General features: G+C 51.8%; 18 protein-coding genes. All 18 read right to left on the bottom strand.

Translation table 11 applies throughout. The features are described from left to right. Nucleotides 1-100: 100 nt before the first annotated feature. Nucleotides 101-772, bottom strand: a complete 672-nt coding sequence (trmD, locus tag FO441_RS02555; protein WP_145285334.1) for a tRNA (guanosine(37)-N1)-methyltransferase TrmD — start codon at nt 770-772, stop codon at nt 101-103. After that, nucleotides 769-1,263, bottom strand: a complete 495-nt coding sequence (rimM, locus tag FO441_RS02550) for a ribosome maturation factor RimM (RefSeq protein ID WP_145285331.1) — start codon at nt 1,261-1,263, stop codon at nt 769-771. Before rimM ends, trmD begins: the two co-directional genes overlap by 4 nt. Nucleotides 1,264-1,317: 54 nt before the next feature. Continuing rightward, on the bottom strand, nt 1,318-1,545 hold the full coding sequence (locus tag FO441_RS02545; RefSeq protein WP_145285329.1) for a KH domain-containing protein: 228 nt from the start codon (nt 1,543-1,545) through the stop codon (nt 1,318-1,320). A gap of 6 nt (nt 1,546-1,551) precedes the next feature. After that, nucleotides 1,552-1,827, bottom strand: coding sequence for a 30S ribosomal protein S16 (gene rpsP, locus FO441_RS02540; protein WP_145285326.1), 276 nt, complete (start codon nt 1,825-1,827; stop codon nt 1,552-1,554). A 97-nt stretch (nt 1,828-1,924) separates the two neighbouring features. Then, nucleotides 1,925-3,271 carry a signal recognition particle protein gene (ffh, locus tag FO441_RS02535; RefSeq protein WP_145285323.1) on the bottom strand — a complete coding sequence of 449 codons (1,347 nt, stop codon included), beginning with the start codon at nt 3,269-3,271 and terminating at the stop codon, nt 1,925-1,927. 12 nt (nt 3,272-3,283) lie between these two features. After that, entirely contained in the window at nt 3,284-3,595 is a 312-nt protein-coding gene (locus tag FO441_RS02530; protein WP_145287305.1) for a putative DNA-binding protein, read from the bottom strand. 20 nt (nt 3,596-3,615) lie between these two features. Further along, entirely contained in the window at nt 3,616-4,734 is a 1,119-nt protein-coding gene (ftsY, locus tag FO441_RS02525; RefSeq protein ID WP_145285320.1) for a signal recognition particle-docking protein FtsY, read from the bottom strand. Continuing rightward, entirely contained in the window at nt 4,731-8,285 is a 3,555-nt protein-coding gene (gene smc / locus FO441_RS02520) for a chromosome segregation protein SMC (RefSeq protein ID WP_145285318.1), read from the bottom strand. Before smc ends, ftsY begins: the two co-directional genes overlap by 4 nt. Continuing rightward, a complete protein-coding gene (rnc, locus tag FO441_RS02515) occupies nt 8,285-9,052 on the bottom strand; it encodes a ribonuclease III (RefSeq protein ID WP_145287302.1) in 768 nt (255 codons plus the stop codon). Before rnc ends, smc begins: the two co-directional genes overlap by 1 nt. Nucleotides 9,053-9,160: 108 nt before the next feature. Next, on the bottom strand, nt 9,161-9,397 hold the full coding sequence (locus FO441_RS02510) for an acyl carrier protein (RefSeq protein WP_145285315.1): 237 nt from the start codon (nt 9,395-9,397) through the stop codon (nt 9,161-9,163). A gap of 34 nt (nt 9,398-9,431) precedes the next feature. Further along, nucleotides 9,432-10,169, bottom strand: coding sequence for a 3-oxoacyl-[acyl-carrier-protein] reductase (gene fabG / locus FO441_RS02505; RefSeq protein ID WP_145285312.1), 738 nt, complete (start codon nt 10,167-10,169; stop codon nt 9,432-9,434). Beyond that, complete coding sequence (gene fabD, locus FO441_RS02500) at nt 10,162-11,067, bottom strand: ACP S-malonyltransferase (protein WP_145285310.1); 906 nt, start codon at nt 11,065-11,067, stop codon at nt 10,162-10,164. The genes fabG and fabD overlap by 8 nt, the downstream gene beginning before the upstream one ends. Continuing rightward, nucleotides 11,064-12,047: a phosphate acyltransferase PlsX gene (gene plsX, locus FO441_RS02495; RefSeq protein ID WP_145285307.1), complete on the bottom strand. Its 984-nt coding sequence runs from the start codon at nt 12,045-12,047 to the stop codon at nt 11,064-11,066. The genes fabD and plsX overlap by 4 nt, the downstream gene beginning before the upstream one ends. After that, a complete protein-coding gene (gene fapR / locus FO441_RS02490; protein WP_145285305.1) occupies nt 12,040-12,612 on the bottom strand; it encodes a transcription factor FapR in 573 nt (190 codons plus the stop codon). Before fapR ends, plsX begins: the two co-directional genes overlap by 8 nt. Nucleotides 12,613-12,739: 127 nt before the next feature. Then, on the bottom strand, nt 12,740-13,417 hold the full coding sequence (locus FO441_RS02485; protein ID WP_145285302.1) for a sortase: 678 nt from the start codon (nt 13,415-13,417) through the stop codon (nt 12,740-12,742). Then, nucleotides 13,414-15,387 (bottom strand): ATP-dependent DNA helicase RecG, encoded by a 1,974-nt coding sequence (gene recG / locus FO441_RS02480; RefSeq protein WP_145285299.1) that lies wholly within the window; start codon nt 15,385-15,387, stop codon nt 13,414-13,416. Before recG ends, FO441_RS02485 begins: the two co-directional genes overlap by 4 nt. After that, entirely contained in the window at nt 15,387-16,259 is an 873-nt protein-coding gene (sdaAA, locus tag FO441_RS02475) for an L-serine ammonia-lyase, iron-sulfur-dependent, subunit alpha (RefSeq protein ID WP_145285296.1), read from the bottom strand. The genes recG and sdaAA overlap by 1 nt, the downstream gene beginning before the upstream one ends. 11 nt (nt 16,260-16,270) lie before the next feature. Beyond that, nucleotides 16,271-16,936, bottom strand: a complete 666-nt coding sequence (sdaAB, locus tag FO441_RS02470; RefSeq protein ID WP_145285292.1) for an L-serine ammonia-lyase, iron-sulfur-dependent subunit beta — start codon at nt 16,934-16,936, stop codon at nt 16,271-16,273. Nucleotides 16,937-16,990 lie beyond the last annotated feature (54 nt).

The following is a 16,990-nucleotide window of genomic DNA, read 5'->3' as shown; positions in this document are numbered from 1 at the left end:
CGAACATAGCAGCGGATGATTGTGTATATGTGTGCTTTGACACTCGTATAATATTACCATAATCATCCGCCGCTTTCAACGGGTAAAATGTAAATATGTGCTACTTGCCGGAAAGCAGGTCCGGCCTTCTTTCCCTTGTGCGTTTCAGGCTCTCCTCACGGCGCCATTCCTCGATCAGCTTATGGTTGCCATTGAGCAGTACTTCAGGCACTTCCATGCCTCGGTATTCCCTGGGTCTCGTATAGTGCGGATGCTCGAGCAGTCCGGTGCTGAAGGAATCCTCCTGGTGGCTCTCCTCGCGGCTCAGTACACCGGGGATCAGTCTGACGATGGCATCCGTCATGGTCATGCTCGCAAGCTCCCCCCCGGTCAGTACGTAGTCGCCGATTGACACTTCATCCGTCACGAGTGTACGGATGCGTTCATCATATCCTTCGTAATGTCCGCAGATGAAGACGATGTCCTCCTCTTCGCTGAGTTCCTCCGCCATCTTCTGATCGAATGGACGGCCCTGCGGGCACATCAGTATGACACGCGGCGACTTGAGATCCATTGCTTCCATTGCGTTGAATACAGGTTCAGGCTTCAGTACCATGCCGGCACCGCCGCCATACGGATAGTCATCGACCTTGTTGTGCTTGTTTCCGGAATAGTCGCGGAAATTGACTGCATTGTAGCTGACGATGCCCTTCTCCTTTGCCCGCCCGAGGATGGACGTATTGAGTACACCTTCATACATTTCCGGGAACAGTGTCAAATAATGAATATTCAATCCAGCAGCCCCTCCATCGGATGGATGATGATATGACCCCGTTCGAGATCGATATTCTTCACCACATCTTCAATATAGGGAATCATATACTGCCTGTCACCATCGACCACCCAGACATCATTTGCACCGGTCTCGAATATGTCGGAAACCGTACCGATCGGTTCCAGCGTCTCTTCAAGCAATACATCAAGACCGATGATGTCCCTGTAGTGGTATTCCCCTTCCTCAAGCGGAACGTCCACTGCCTCTGCTTCCTGAAGCACATCCGATCCTTTCAGATGCTCCACTTCATTGATATTGCCCACACCTTTGAATTTAAGCATATGGAAGTTCTTATGCTTGCGGTAGCTGTCGATGGTATAGGAAGTCCCTTTTACTTCCACACTGCTGCCGGGTGAAAAGCGGTCTTCTGCAAAGTCCGAATCGCTCAGCACTTTCACTTCTCCACGGATGCCGTGAAAATTGACCAGGCGGCCGATACTGATTTTCATTATTTGCCTCCTCAAATTGGTAATGATATAAAAAAGGCACACCGCCCGGTGTGCCTAGTCGACATCAACAAACACTTTCTTTGAACTGCCGTGATTTGCATTCGACAGGATGGTGCGCACCGCTTTTATCATGCGGCCGCGCCTGCCGATTACACGGCCGACATCGTCCTCGTGGACTCTGATCCTCGCAGAGACATCATATTCCGTCTCCTCCACTTCGATCTCAAGCGCTTCGGGATGTTCGAGCATCGGTTCAAGAATTGTTTGAAGCAGTTGTTTCATACGGGATTATTTCCCGAGTTTAGCATTGTGGTAACGTTCCATAACACCTTTGCTGCTCAGGATGTTACGTACTGTATCACTTGGTTTTGCACCATTCTGCAACCATGCAAGTGCTTTTTCTTCATCAAGTGTTACATTGTCATCACTTTTTATAACCGGGTTGTATGAACCGATCTGTTCGATGATACGACCGTCTCTTGGGCTGCGGGAATCTGCAACAACGATACGGTAGTAAGGTTTCTTTTTGGAACCCATGCGTGTCAATCTAAGTTTAACTGCCATTTTTTATTAACTCCTTTCGATTTCTCAATTTCACTTTTACTACTATAACAGAAATAGAATACCCTGTAAAGACTTTTTCCTTTACAGGGTAGCAGTTTTAGAATGGCAGACCCATATTGCCGAATGGATTCTTCTTCTTGCCCTTCTGGCTTGTCATCTGCTTCATCATTTTCTTCATATCGCCGAACTGCTTGAGAAGACGGTTGACCTCCTGCAGACTGCGGCCTGAGCCTCTGGCAATCCGCTTCTTGCGGCTGGCATTGATGATGCCGGGATTTTCACGTTCAGCCATGGTCATCGAACGGATGATGGCCTGGACGTGGTCGATCTCCTTGCCGCTCATCTGCATCTGGTCGAGCCCCTTGATCTTGTTGGCACCAGGCATCATCTTCAGCAGTTCATCCAGTGGACCGAGGTTCTTGACCTGATCCATCTGTGCAAGGAAGTCATCCAGTGTAAAGCTCTGGTCCTTGATCTTCTTCTCAAGTGCCTTCTGGTCCGTCTCATCCACATTGGCCTGGGCCTTTTCGATGATGGAAAGTACATCTCCCATGCCGAGTATGCGCTGGGCCATGCGGTCCGGGTGGAAGGCTTCAAGCCCGTCCATCTTCTCGGACATACCGACGAACTTGATCGGTTTTTCGGTCACAGTACGGATGGATAGTGCTGCACCGCCTCGTGTGTCCCCATCAAGCTTGGTCAGTGTCACACCTGTGATGTCGAGCAGGTCATTGAATGACTCTGCGACATTGACCGCGTCCTGGCCGGTCATTGCATCGACAACGAGCATGATTTCATGCGGATTGGCGATCTCCTTGATATCCTTCAGCTCGTTCATCAGGTTCTCATCAATATGCAGGCGGCCCGCGGTATCGATGATGACCGTATCCAGGTGCTCTGCTTTGGCATGAGCCAGTGCTTCGGTCACGATCTGCTGCGGTTTGACCTGGTCACCGAGCGAGAATACCGGCACGTCGATCTGCCTGCCGACCGTCTCCAGCTGGTCGATGGCCGCCGGACGATATATATCGCCGGCAACAAGCATCGGCTTTTTGTTGAAATTCTTTCTGAGATGCAGAGCAAGCTTGCCTGCGGTCGTCGTCTTACCTGCACCCTGCAGGCCGACCATCATGATGACTGTCGGCGGCTTCGTACCGAGATTGATCCTCTGATTCTCTCCACCCATCAGATCCGTCAGCTCTTCCCTGACGATCTTGATGACCTGCTGTCCCGGTGTCAGGGACTGCATGACGTCGGATCCGAGGGCACGTTCCTTGACCTGGTTGACGAACTGTTTGACGACTTTGAAATTGACGTCGGCTTCAAGCAGCGCCAGACGTACTTCCCGCATCATCACCTTTACATCCGACTCTGTGACCTTCCCCTTGCTCTTGATGCGATCCATCGTCACCTGGAGGCGTTCTCCTAAACCTTCGAATGCCATAATTTTCTCCTCCTAATCGAGCGCTTCAAGCTCATCTAAAATTGTTGCGATTTCCTTGTCTTCGTTATATTCAAGCCTTTCCCTCAAACGTCTGAGGAGAGACTGTCTCGTTACAAAATTCCTGTACATGCCAAGGTTGCCTTCATAATGCTCGAGCAGATCTTTCGACCGCTTTAAATTATCATATACCGCCTGCCTTGTCACTTCAAGCTCTTCGGCAATTTCACTGAAGGCAAAGTCCTCCAGATAGTACAGTTCGATATATTTGCGCTGCTTGTCTGTCAGCAGTGTGTGATAGAAGTCATAGAGGTAGTTCATGCGCATCGTGCGCTCAAGACCTTCGATCACACCCTGTCACCTTCTTCATCTTCCGCAATCTCCTCGGCGTCGGAGATCATATCGGCGAACAGGCCATAGACATAGTTTTCTGCACTGAATTCCTGCAGATCATCCAGCTGCTCGCCAAGACCGACAAACTTGACCGGAATGCCGAGTTCATTTTTGATCGCCAGCACAATGCCGCCCTTCGCGGTACCGTCAAGTTTGGTCAGGACAATTCCTGAGACATCAGTCACTTCCTTGAAGGCCTTTGCCTGGCTCAGTGCATTCTGGCCGGTTGTGGCATCAAGCACGAGCAGGGATTCATGGGGTGCTTCAGGTACAACCTTCTGGATGACCTTCTTGATCTTGGACAGTTCATTCATCAGATTGCCCTTGTTCTGCAGACGGCCGGCTGTATCACAGATCAGAACGTCGGCCCCGCGTTTCTTTGCTGCACTCACGGCGTCATACATTACAGCAGCAGGGTCACTGCCTTCAGCCTGTGATATGACATCGACATCGACACGCTCTCCCCATATCTTCAGCTGGTTGATTGCACCCGCACGGAAAGTATCTCCGGCAGCAAGCATTACATTCCTGCCTTCCTGCTTGTACTTGTAGGCAAGCTTGCCGATGCTTGTCGTCTTGCCGACACCGTTGACGCCGACCACGAGGATGACGGTGAGGTCGTCCTGCTGAATATTCACCGTTTCGGGAAGGTCGTCGTTACGCTCATAGATTTCGACCATCTTCTCGACGATCGTCTCCCTGAGATCGGCTGTTTCCGTAATATTCTTCACTTTCGCTTCATGACGCAGTTCATCAGTCAGCTCCATCACTGTATTGAAGCCGACGTCTGCTGAGATCAGCACTTCTTCAAGTGCTTCGAAGAAGTCCTCATCCACTGTGCGGTAGCGTGCCATGAGTTCATTGATCTCGTTCTGGAACTTCTCGCGGCTTTTCTCAAGGCCGGCCTTGAACTTGTAGCCGATCTGCTCCTGCTCCCACTCCTCGAACTCCTCTATGCTGATCAGGCCATCATCGAGCGCCTCGCTCTGGGATTCGAGCGATTCCTGTTCCTGCAGCTCAGGCTGGTCGCTTTTCGGCTGAAACTTATCTTTTAATCTTTTTAGAAAGCTCACACTGTCTCTTCCTCTCTGATATTTTCTTCATAATCCTTGAGATCGACGCTGATCAGCTGACTGACCCCACGCTCCTGCATCGTCACGCCGAACAGGCGGTCACTCTCCTCCATCGTTCCCTTGCGGTGGGTGATCACGATGAACTGGGTGTCCTGTGAAAGCTGCTTCAAATATTGCGCATAGCGCAGTACATTCGCTTCGTCAAGGGCCGCTTCCACCTCATCCAGAATGATGAACGGGCTGACACGCACTTTCAGAATACCGAACAGCAGACTGATGGCTGTAAGTGCGCGCTCTCCTCCGGACAGGAGTGAAAGTGTGGACAGCTTCTTCCCGGGTGGCTGCGCGTATATTTCGACACCCGATTCCAGATAGTTGCCGGGGTCTGTCAGTCTGAGTTCAGCCTGGCCCCCGCCGAACATCCGTCTGAACACTTCACCGAAATGCTGGTTGACCTGGTCATACGCAGACTGGAACCTTACAGCCACTGCTTCGTCCATCTCTTCGATGACTTCAAGCAGTGTCTGCCTGGCTTCATACAGATCGCTCTCCTGCGCCTTCAGGAACTGGTAGCGCTCATTGACACGCTCAAACTCCTCGATTGCTCCGAGGTTCACCGGTCCCAGTTCTTCGATGCTCTTCCTGTTCAGCGATATCTTCATCCGCTTCTGGTCGATGTTCGAGAAGTCCTGATATTCCTCTCTCGCTCTATCATACGTCATTTTATATGTTTCCGATAAATATTCGATCTTCTGTTCAATCTGTACATCCAACTTTTCCTTCGTGCCGCTGTGCTTCCTGCGAGCATCCTGCAGAGCATCCAGACGCTTCAGATGGTCGTCCTTTGCTTCCTGCAGCCCGGCGTACTCCTGCTTCAAACCGTGCTGCAGGGCTGCCGCCTCTTCGGTTGCTTCATAGAGCTCGGCAACCTGCTGCTCCAATGTGGCGCGCTGTGCTTCAAGCGCTTCGATATCAAGCGTGCCGATATCCTGCTCGAGCATCTTCTGGCGGTCGGTGATATCCTGGACTGCCGATAGTGCATCTGCCAGTTCCGCTGCGAGACGTTCTGCTTCGTTCCTCGAATGATTAAGACGTTCTTTGACCGTCGCAAGCTCCCGTTCCATTGCATGGCCTTCATCTGTAAGCTGCCGCAGCGTCTCCTTCTTATCCTTATCGGAAGCACTCATTCTTCTGATCCGTGCATTTAGTGCTTCAAGATCAGCTGTGACAGCCTTGATCTGTTCAGCATGATCACCGGTATCAAGCGGCGCATCAATCGCCTTCAGTTCTGCTTCAAGGATGGCCGCATTCTCTTCTTTTGCCTCTATCTGGTAGGTGAGGCGGCCGATCTCAGCATGACAGGTCTCATTCTGCTCGGCAATCTCCCTGCCTTCCGATTCAAGCTTGTCCTTCTGAAGCATCTGATCCGCCAGCGCTTCCCCGAGCCGGGTGACGGACTGTGACATGTGCCGTGTTTTTTCCTGGTATGCTTCAAGCTTCTCTTTCGTTTCCTGATGTTCACGCTGGCTTTCGATGATGGAGCTTTTGGAATTTCTGGAGCCGCCCGACATTGCACCACCCGGCATGATGGTTTCACCATCGACAGTCACAATGCGCAGCTTATGGCCGATTTCACGGGCAAGCTGTGTCGCATCATCCATCGACTGTGTAACAAGGGTCGTGCCGAGCAGATGGGATACAATATTCGGAATGTCCACTTCATACTGGACAATCTCCGACATGATCTGTACATCGATGGACGTACGGCTGATCGTACTTTGGATATCGGAATGGATATGCTTGTGGCGGATGATATCCATCGGCAGGAACGTTGCAAACCCTGCCTTGGCATCCTTCAGCCGTCTGATGGCCTGCTTGGCACTATGCTCGTCTGCTGCCACGATATTCTGGGCTTGTGCACCAAGCGCAGTATCGAGCGCTCTGACATATTCACCGTCTGTCGACAGCAGCTCGCCGACCGATCCGACGATGCCGTCCGACGGCTTGCGGTTTTTCAGAATGAAGCGTGCACCGGGATAGTATCCACGGTATTCATTCTGCATGGTGGTCAGCATTTCGAGTTTTGATGACTGCTGCTCGATATAGCGTTTCGCAGTATCGAGCTTTTCCCGCTCCTTGTCATACTGGGACTTGAGCTTGGCCACTCTGCCGTCTGTTTCCTGGAATGCCTCCCGCTTTCCGGACAGCGTACTGCGTGTTTCATCATACTGCTGCTGCAAAGTCTGAAGACGCGCCTTTTCTTCCTTCAGGCCCGACTTGAGAGATGCGAGCCGTTCCTGCTTCTGACGAATGCTGTCTCCAAGCCTTGATTTCTCGTCTTCTGCACGGCGGTATTCATTTTCGAGCGTCGTCTTCCGAACCATCAGATCGTAGTACTGGTCCTTCAGCTGCTCGATCTCGCCACTCTGGTCCTTCATCAGTTCCTGGCGTTCTTTCCGTGTGTCCTTGATGGCCTGCTCCAGATTCTGAGCCGTCCGTTCGAGCGCGCCGAGCGTCTCGAGGACTTCCGCCTGCTGCTGACGGAGACTATCATGCCGTTCCTTTGAATTCTCGAGCCGTACTTTCAGATCTTCGCTCGCCTGGCCCTTGTTGTCCTTCCGCTCCTTGTAGAGCGCAATCTGTCCATTGGTCTGCTCGAGCTTCTTGGACAGTTCGACCAGCCTGGCATTGAGTGTACGGTTTCTACGGTCGTGTTCATCCCTTTTCTCTGCGAGTCCGGTCATGCGTGCTTCGATGTCCGCGAGTGCCTCACGGTCGGCTGCGATGGACTGCTCCACTGATGAAAGCGACTGCGTCTCTGTTTCGAGCATGGCGAGCAGCGCATCCACATCGTGGACCGTCACTTCGATATCGCTCTGGCGCATCTCATCCTTCAGCGCAAGATACTCCTTGGCGTTGGCACTTTCCCGCTCCAGACGATGGACCCGCGACTCCAGTTCGTGGATGATGTCATGGACACGGTCCAGGTTGCCGGCAGTATCCTCAAGCCGTCTTTCCGACTCCTTCTTGCGGAGCTTGTATTTCATCACGCCGGCGGCCTCTTCGATCAGCCCGCGCCTCTGGTCGGGCTTGGCGTTCAATACTTCATCCACTTCGCCCTGCGAAATGATGTTGAATGCATTGCGGCCAAGTCCGGAATCGAGGAACAGTTCATTGATCTCCTTCAGTCGGCTTCTGTCATTGTTGATGAAATACTCGCTGTCTCCATTGCGGTAGAGCTTTCTCGTGATGTGCACCACGTCCGCATCCATCTGCAGCGTGCGTGCCGTGTTGTCGAGTGACAGTCTGACGTAGGCATGATTCATCGGCTTGCGGTCTGTTGTACCGTTGAATATGACATCCTCCATCTTGACGCCGCGTATGGAGCGCGCTGACTGTTCACCGAGCACCCAGCGGATGGCATCGGTGATGTTGCTTTTTCCACTACCATTCGGGCCGACCACCGCGGTGACCCCGGCATCAAATCGTATGTCCACCTTGTCGGCGAATGACTTGAAGCCATGTGCTTCTATTGCTTTCAAATATACCATTACTGTTTCTCCCTATCGTCCATTTCTCCGAGAGCATGCCGTGCGGCCTTCTGTTCCGACTCCTTCTTGGAGCGTCCGGAACCTTTGCCGATCATGGCTCCATCAGTGAATACACCTGTCACGAACGTCTTGTCGTGGCTCGGACCCGTGGATTCGAGCAGCTGGTATGCAACACTCTGTCCATGCGTCCTGTGCATCCTCTCCTGAAGGGCGGTCTTATAGTCGACGACCGCATTATAGTCTCTATCTTTCACTTCAGGGAATACATGGCGTTCAAGGAAGCCTCTTGCTGCATCCGCACCCTGATCCAGATAGAGTGCACCGAGAAATGCCTCGAATGTGTCGGAGACGATGGATGGGCGTTCACGTCCGCCCGTCTTCTCCTCACCTCTGCCGAGCAGTATCAAAGGCTGCATATGAAGTTTTTCTGCGAATACTACAAGTGAGGGTTCACATACTATATTGGCTCTGAGTTTGGTCAGGTCGCCTTCCGGCAATTCTTTGAATCGCTCATATATATAATCTGAAACCATCAATTCTAGTACAGCGTCCCCGAGAAATTCCAGACGCTCGTTGTTGTATATCTTGTCCATCTGCAGATCATTGATGTAGGAGCTGTGCATGAATGCCTGTACATACTGTGCCTCATCCCGGGTCTCTATGCCCGTCCGACTGATGAATGCCTTGAATTCCTGACGGAATTTTGCGAGTCCACGCTTTGCATGCCTGTCCTTGTCGATACGCTGTTCAATTGCTTTGAAAGTCATTCTGCTGGTCATCATATCCGCCTCCATTCCACTATTTTAAATGATTGTCATGATGAATAAAAGTTTTAGCATAAAAATAAAATCCACTTCGAAAAGTGGATTTTATCATTACTTCGCGTCCAGTTTGTCGATGTAATCCAGAGCGTCGCCTACTGTGTTGATCTTTTCAGCTTCCTCATCCGGAATTTCCATTTCGAACTCATCTTCAAGTTCCATAACAAGCTCAGCGATATCTAGAGAGTCTGCACCAAGGTCATCCTTGAAAGATGCATCTCTTGTTACTTTTTCCTCATCGATTCCAAGTTTGTCCACGATGATGTCTTTTACTTTATCAAAGTTTGCCATTATTCTTCACCTCCCTCCAATGGTACCACAGGGTCTAGCCCATGTACATACCACCATTTACATGAATGGTCTGACCGGTAATATAGCGGGCGGAACCGGATGCCAGAAACGCAATCGTCTCGGAAATATCATCCGTACTGCCGAAATGGTTTAATGGTATCTGGGAAAGCATCTGCGATTTGATCTCATCGGACAGTACATCCGTCATGTCGCTTTCGATGAATCCCGGCGCCACGGCATTGACCGTGATGCCTTTCGGCGCAAGTTCTCTGGCAACCGATTTCGTCATGCCGTCGATGCCTGCCTTTGAAGCGACATAGTTCGTCTGGCCGGCATTGCCGAGTGAACCGACGATGCTCGATACGTTGATGATCCGGCCGCCCTTCTGGCGGATCATCGGGCGGGCGACGTTCTGTATGACATTGAATGTCCCTTTGAGATTGACGTCTACGACCTGATCCCATTCGGCCTCTTTCATTCTCATCAGCAGGTTGTCTTTAGTCACTCCGGCATTATTGACGACAACATCAATGGAACCATGCGTATCCGTAATATGCTTGACCATTGCTTTTACGTCATCGAAGTTCTGGACATGGCACTGCACCGCTTCCGCCGTGCCCCCTGATGCTTCAATTTCGGATACGACAGCTTCTGCCTTATCCTTTGAACCGGAATAGTTGACGATGACCGTGTAGCCGTTTTCTGCAAGCTTCAGTGCGATGCTTCTGCCGATGCCTCTTGATGCGCCTGTTACGAGTGCGATATTACCCATTGTTGAACTCCTTTACCTGTTCCATTGTATCAATATTGGATGTTTTGATGGAACGATCTATTTTTCTTACCAGTCCGTTCAGTACTTTCTTCGGTCCGACTTCGACCGCTTCCGTCACACCCTGTTCCACTGCTGCTTCGACACATTCGACGAAGCGCACCGGATGTGTCAGCTGATCGATGAGCTGTGCTCTGATTGTTTCCGGGTCCGTCTCGGGCTTTGCCGAGACATTCTGTATGACCGGGATGACCGGTGCATTGAATTCGATGCCACTGACAAAATCCCTGAACGCCTGCTGGGCCGGTTCCATCAGGTAGGAATGGAATGCGCCCGATACGTTCAGCGGCATCACTTTCCGCGCGCCATGCGATTTCGCTTCAGCTGTAAAAGACTCGATCAGTCCACGATCGCCGGAAACGACAATCTGGTCCGGTGCGTTGATATTGGCAGGCTGTATTCTGCGTGTGTCGTCAGAAAGGGATGCACACAGTGCTTCAAGCGCCTCGCGCTCCATGCCGATGACAGCTGCCATGCCGCCGCCTTCACTCCCGGCCATCAATTCGCCGCGCTTTGCAACAATCCTTACACCATCCCTGACACTCAGGACACCGGCATGAACAAGCGCCGGCAGTTCGCCGAGGCTGTGCCCAAGCACGATATCGCCCTTGATGCCTGTTGCTGCAAGCACCGCAAGGCTGTGCGCAAACAGGGCGGGCTGTGTATATTCCGTCTGGTTCAGACGTGCATCGTCCTCGAACATGATCGATTTCAGATCGAAGTCCACATTCATGAACACTTCATCAAGCAGCGTCCGTCCCTCCGGGGAATTCTCATATATATCCTTGGCCATTCCGCTGTACTGTGCGCCCTGGCCTGGAAATAGAATCAGTTTCTTCATTCCTCTCCCACACTTTCCTTGATCTTGTTTATGGCATCAGACCGGGCCATTCTCTTCGCCTGCCTGATGGCCGATACAATCGCCGTACTGTCGCTCGATCCATGGGCCTTCAGAACATTGCCATCCAGTCCGAGCAGAGGCGCGCCACCGTAATGACGGTAGTCGAGCAGATCCCTGATGCCCTGTACATCCTTTTTCAGTATCAGTGCTGCAATCTTGTTTTTGGCGTTCTTGAGAAAAGCATGCTTCACTTCCCCCATGAGTGCCATGGCAGTGCCTTCGATTGTTTTAAGTATGATATTGCCGGTGAATCCATCCGTCACTGCAATATCCACCTTGCCGGAGAGGATATCCCGTGTTTCGAAGTTGCCGGTGAAATTCAGATCGCTCTCCTTCAGCATCCTGAACGTCTCTTTCGTCATTTCGCTGCCCTTGTTCTCTTCGCTGCCATTATTGACAAGCCCGATGGTCGGATTGCTGCGGCCCTCATTGTCCCGCATGTATAGATCCGCCATGACCGCAAACTGGTAGAGATGCTTCGGCTTATTGTCGACATTGGCACCCATATCAAGCAGCATCATGCCTTTGCCGCTTGCATGCGTCGTAGGCAGCAGTGTTCCGATGGCCGGACGTTCGATGCCTTTGATGCGGCCGACCACAAACAGCCCGGCACTCATCAGCGCGCCCGTGTTGCCGGCTGAGATGCAGGCGTCCGCCTCCTTATCCTTGACCGCCTGGCAAGCCCTGACAAGTGAGCTGTCCTTCTTCCTTCTCACTGAACGGACAGGGTCATCTTCCGATTCGATCTTTTCACTGACTTCGATGAACTGTATGCGGGGATGGTCGCCCGTATAGGCGCCTTCGAGACCGAAGAGCAGTATTTCAATCGACTGGTCCGCTTCGACAGCCTGTAGTACGCCCTTCTCAATTTCGTGAGGTGCATTGTCTCCACCCATTAGATCGACTGCAATTTTAACCATTTTTTTCACCTTCACCTGTATAGTACATTTCAAAACGCCCTTTGAATACGAGACGCTGTTCAATTTTCGATTCGACTGTAATGGCGGCAATCCTGCCTTCCATCTTCTCGACTACTGCCTTTGATATCACCTTGTCGCCAAGCTTTGCCGGCTTGATGAACTCTATCTGCGCCGATTTCGTCAGCGCCAGCGGCTCATCGATGACGGCGACACATAGGGAATTGGCCTGAGCAAACAGATAATGCCCACGGGCAATCTGATTCTTCCTGAACACATGGCCCTCCTCTACAATAAAGAGTGACAGTGCATGATGGTTGAGTTCGATATCAATGATCTCGCCGACCACTTCCTGCAGTGAAAGGCTCCGGATCTTGTCCGTCTCCTCCCTGGCCACATGCTTGATGCGTTCCCGAAGCTCGGGGATATTCAATTCCAGACGGTCCAGCCGGATCGTCTGTATACTGACCTCAAACATTTCAGATAACCGCTCATCAGTCAGGAAGGGATCTGTCGATACTTTTTCGATCAGAAGTTCCTGGCGTTCTCTTTTCTTATATTTCGCCATAAGTCAACCTCATTTAGTAGTTGGTACTAACATCAGTATATATAACTGCTTTGGCGATTTCAAACAATTTCTGGCATGGGAAAATAAAAAAGGTGCACGGCCCGGTTTCGGGGCATGCACCATTCCATCACTCCACTATTGCCGCTCTGACGATGAGCCGCTTCTCGAAGAGCAGCGTTTCGGGATTATAGTCCTCACATGTGATCAGCGTAAGCTGCTTTGGCTCCCCTGCCTTCTGGTCCAGCACCTCGACCTGGGAAGGGTCCACCTCGAATATATCGGTGATTTCGTATGTCCGTGTACCTTCGGCAGTGTCGAAGGTAACCACATCCCCGACAGAAGCACGATCCAAATGATTGAACCGGATGCCGATGCCTTCCACACGATGGCCTGCTATCGGGATGTTCTGCATGCCGACATGGTCACCTGCATCAACAAAGGACAGACCCCTCCTCAGGTTGCTTTCCGTCACCGGCCCTCTGAAAACCGGTTCTCTGATGTCTGCTGAAGCTATCGAAAGGATGCCGGCCACATTATCCATGTTGAATTCTGCCGGTCCGGTCTCACTTGACGCATCTGACGTGCCAGAAGCACCTTCGGCATCTGTCACTTCTCCGCCATCTTCAATTCCGGTGACAAATGATTCGAGCGGGTTCACCTGGACGTCACGGTCCCCCTGATGATAGGCCTCAATGACCCGGTCGTTTACGCGATCCGTGAACATTTCACGGATATCCTGCCAAAAGAACAGCATGACACCTGAAAGTATCAATACGATGCCGAAAATCCTAAGAGCATACTTCATCCATCCGCCTCCATTTTTGCAGCATAGTCGATTGCGCTCATCCGTGCATGCTCAAGTACCCGGTAATCTTCAGCCAGGTCAGCCACCTTGAACTGGGGCAGACCGCTCTGGCGGACGCCGAAATAGTCTCCCGGCCCCCGCATTTCAAGGTCTTGTTCACTCAGTTCGAAACCGTCTGTCGTACTGGTCATGATGTCCATTCTGAGCTTGGCGTTCTCCGTCTTCGGGTCGCTGACCAGCACGCAGTAGCTCTGCTTGTCGCTACGGCCGACCCGTCCTCTCAGCTGATGGAGTGTCGACAGACCGAAACGTTCTGCGTTAAATATTACCATAAAAGTGGCATTTGGTACATTGATCCCGACTTCTATTACTGTCGTCGATACAAGCACCGGCTTTTCATGGGATTCAAAACGCTTCATGCCGGCAGACTTTTCCTCCGGCTTCATGCGCCCATGGACCAGTTCGACATTCTCTTCGCCGAAACGGTCCGTAAACAGCTGGAAGATCTCCTGCACATTTTTAAGGTCCAGTGTCTCCGACTCTTCAATCAGCGGCGCCACGATGTAGGCACTATGTCCTTTCTCCATTTCAGCGGCAAGTGCATCGAGTACTTCATCTGTTTCATCAAATCGCCGCCAGTATGTTTTTACAGGCTTCCGCCCTTTTGGCATCTCTTTGATGATCGAAATGTCCATATCGCCGAATGTAGTGATGGACAGTGTTCTCGGAATCGGTGTCGCAGTCATATAGAGGACATTCTTGCGGTATGACTTGTCATTCAGCCGCTTCCTCTGGTTGACTCCGAAACGGTGCTGTTCATCCGTGATGATAAGAGAAAGTCTTCTGAAGACGACATCATCCTCTATCAGCGCATGGGTGCCGATGATGAGATCTATTTCACCTTCACGCAGGGCTTCCTGTATGTACATTTTTTCCTTGCGCGACGTCGTACCTGTCAGCTTGGCGATATTGAGCCGGCCATCGAATATTTCCATGAATGACTGGTAATGCTGGTTTGCAAGCACTTCTGTCGGCACCATCAGCGCTGTCTGCTCACCGATTGTCCTGATCGCGTAGCTCGCCAGTCCGGCAACGATCGTCTTGCCGCTCCCGACATCCCCCTGCAGCAGGCGGTGCATCGAAATGTTCTGTTTCAGATCGCGGCAGATCTCATTGGCGCTCCGCTTCTGGTCGGAAGTGAGCTCAAATGGCAGCGTGTCGATGAATTCCCGGAGTGCTTCGACGTCATAGTCGACGATATACCGCTCATTCCTGACCCGCTCCTGCCTGCGCTTCTCCATCAGCTGCAGCTGGAAGATGAAAAGTTCATAGAACTTGATTGTCCGTCGTGCCTCATTGATATCGTGCGGGTTTTTCGGAAAATGAAGATGCCATAATGCTTCCCTTATGGAGAGCAGACGGTATTTCTGCTTCAGATCTTCCGGCAGATCATAGTTGAAGATGCACTTTTCAAACACTTCAGCTACTATCTTGCTGAAGGTCTTCGAGTGCATTACACCACCAAGATGGTATTTCACATGGAAGCCGCCGGAAGCATCGAAGATGAGCCTTTGCGCGTTGATTTCAAGCTTATGGAGGTTGAACTTCCCGGATATTCTGGCTGACCCTCCGACCTTCAGCTTATCCTTCAGATAGGGCTGGTTGAAGAAGACGACTTTGACATACATGCCGTTGACTTCCATGAATACGGTCAGACGGCTCTTGCCGCCCCTGAAGAAGGCGAGTGCCGGTTCGGTCTTGATGTCACCGGCCACTGTGACCTTATCATTATGCCTGGCTTCGGTCAGATCCATGACACTCAGGTTTTCATAGCCGCTCGGGAGATGGAACACGATGTCATTGGCATTTCTGATATCCAGTTCAAGGAGCTTGTCACGGAGTTTCGGCCCGACACCCTTCATATCTTCCACAGGTGGCGGTGACGTGATGACATGGTACATGGAAAGCATTACTGCTCACCGAAAAGCTCTGCTTTTATACGCTCCCCTGTCGGCGTCGCAGCCAGGCCGCCGCGGCCGGTTTCTCGCAGTGCCGACGGCATGGTCAGGCCGATCTTGTACATCGCTTCGACCACTTCATCGGCCGGGATTCTGGATTCGATGCCCGCAAGCGCCATATCCGCTGCAGTCAGTGCATTGCTCGCACCGGCCGCATTCCTTTTGACACAGGGCACTTCAACCAGACCGGCGACCGGATCGCATACGAGTCCAAGCATGTTCTTAAGCGCAATCGCAAAACCGTGGGCACTCATCTCAGGAGTTCCCCCGGCCATTTCCACAAGGGCTGCCGCCGCCATTGCGCTCGCGCTGCCGACTTCCGCCTGGCAGCCGCCCGCGGCACCAGAGATGCTTGCATTATTGGCCACAACAAAACCGAAGGCACCGGAAGTGAAGAGGAACTTCACCATGTCCTCCCGACTTATATCGTGCTTTTCACGCATGGCAAAAAGCACACCGGGTACAACACCGGCAGAACCGGCCGTAGGGGTGGCACAGATCTTGCCCATGGCTGCGTTCACTTCATTCGTACTCACTGCATGTGCAATGGCATAGAGCGTGAGTTCTCCGCTGAGCCCTCTTCCACTATCGATGTACTTTTTCATTTTCACGGCATCCATGCCGGTCAGTCCGGTAGTACTTTCCACACCACCGAAGCCTTCTTCGACAGCCGACTCCATCACTTCGAGATTACGCTCCATGTCCTTATGGATATCCAAGTATGAGCGGCCCGTCACTTCCATCTCCTGGGCGATCATGATATCCGCAATCGATTTGTTTTCGGCCGTTGCCTTCTCTATCATTTCCTGAATACTTTTAAACATAATGACCCACCTCAGCTTTCTTTCATTTCAATTACTCTGTCGACACCGGACGCCTGTCGCACTTCTTCAATGATGGCGCTCTCTATCGTGTCGTCCAGTTCAATGGTCATCAGCGCAATGTCCCCTTTTTCCTTGCGGGCCACATTCATCTGGCTGACATTGATACGGTTGTTCCCCAGTATGGTCGTCACCCGTGCAATCGTGCCGAACGTATCCTTATGAAAGACCAGCAATGCCGGGTAGTTGCCCGAGATGTTTATCGGATAGTCGTTGATGCTGACCACCTCGATCTTGCCCCCACCGATGGAAATGCCTTCCACCGTCAGACGTTCTGTTCCCTTTACAAGGTGCAGAAGCGCAGTGTTCGGGTGCGAGCGCTCCTCGTCCATCTCGATGAACTGCACCTGCATCGATGACGCTTCAGCAAGCGCGTATGCTGTAATGATGCGGTCATCATCCGTATCGAATCCGAGCAGACCCCCGATCAGCGCCACATCCGTGCCGTGCCCCTTGTACGTATCCTTGAAGGATCCGTATAGATAGATGTCCACATGATCCGGCTGTCCGCCGAACAGATTCCGTGCCAGCAGCCCGATTCTTGCGGCGCCTGCCGTATGCGACGACGATGGCCCGACCATCACCGGGCCGATGATATCAAAAACACTCTTATACTTCATATAAACCCCTCCGTTCAAAAAAATCCCATCAGCTCCCTGGAACCGATGAGATTC

The sequence above is a fragment of the Salinicoccus cyprini genome, assembly GCF_007713705.1.
In the GTDB taxonomy this organism is placed as follows: domain Bacteria; phylum Bacillota; class Bacilli; order Staphylococcales; family Salinicoccaceae; genus Salinicoccus; species Salinicoccus cyprini.
This window is presented reverse-complemented; position numbering and strand designations above follow the sequence as displayed.

Excerpts from the sequence above, each read along its gene's own strand:
- FO441_RS02530 (WP_145287305.1), bottom strand. The coding sequence starts at position 3,595 with ATGCGCATGAACTACCTCTATGACTTCTATCACACACTGCTGACAGAC.
- rnc (WP_145287302.1), bottom strand. The coding sequence starts at position 9,052 with ATGACTTTCAAAGCAATTGAACAGCGTATCGACAAGGACAGGCATGCA.
- rimM (WP_145285331.1), bottom strand. The coding sequence starts at position 1,263 with ATGAAAATCAGTATCGGCCGCCTGGTCAATTTTCACGGCATCCGTGGA.
- rpsP (WP_145285326.1), bottom strand. The coding sequence starts at position 1,827 with ATGGCAGTTAAACTTAGATTGACACGCATGGGTTCCAAAAAGAAACCT.
- FO441_RS02510 (WP_145285315.1), bottom strand. The coding sequence starts at position 9,397 with ATGGCAAACTTTGATAAAGTAAAAGACATCATCGTGGACAAACTTGGA.
- fabD (WP_145285310.1), bottom strand. The coding sequence starts at position 11,067 with ATGAAGAAACTGATTCTATTTCCAGGCCAGGGCGCACAGTACAGCGGA.
- ffh (WP_145285323.1), bottom strand. The coding sequence starts at position 3,271 with ATGGCATTCGAAGGTTTAGGAGAACGCCTCCAGGTGACGATGGATCGC.
- FO441_RS02545 (WP_145285329.1), bottom strand. The coding sequence starts at position 1,545 with ATGAAACAACTGCTTCAAACAATTCTTGAACCGATGCTCGAACATCCC.
- FO441_RS02485 (WP_145285302.1), bottom strand. The coding sequence starts at position 13,417 with ATGAAGTATGCTCTTAGGATTTTCGGCATCGTATTGATACTTTCAGGT.
- recG (WP_145285299.1), bottom strand. The coding sequence starts at position 15,387 with ATGCTTTCCATGTACCATGTCATCACGTCACCGCCACCTGTGGAAGAT.
- fapR (WP_145285305.1), bottom strand. The coding sequence starts at position 12,612 with ATGGCGAAATATAAGAAAAGAGAACGCCAGGAACTTCTGATCGAAAAA.
- smc (WP_145285318.1), bottom strand. The coding sequence starts at position 8,285 with ATGGTATATTTGAAAGCAATAGAAGCACATGGCTTCAAGTCATTCGCC.
- plsX (WP_145285307.1), bottom strand. The coding sequence starts at position 12,047 with ATGGTTAAAATTGCAGTCGATCTAATGGGTGGAGACAATGCACCTCAC.
- fabG (WP_145285312.1), bottom strand. The coding sequence starts at position 10,169 with ATGGGTAATATCGCACTCGTAACAGGCGCATCAAGAGGCATCGGCAGA.
- sdaAA (WP_145285296.1), bottom strand. The coding sequence starts at position 16,259 with ATGTTTAAAAGTATTCAGGAAATGATAGAGAAGGCAACGGCCGAAAAC.
- sdaAB (WP_145285292.1), bottom strand. The coding sequence starts at position 16,936 with ATGAAGTATAAGAGTGTTTTTGATATCATCGGCCCGGTGATGGTCGGG.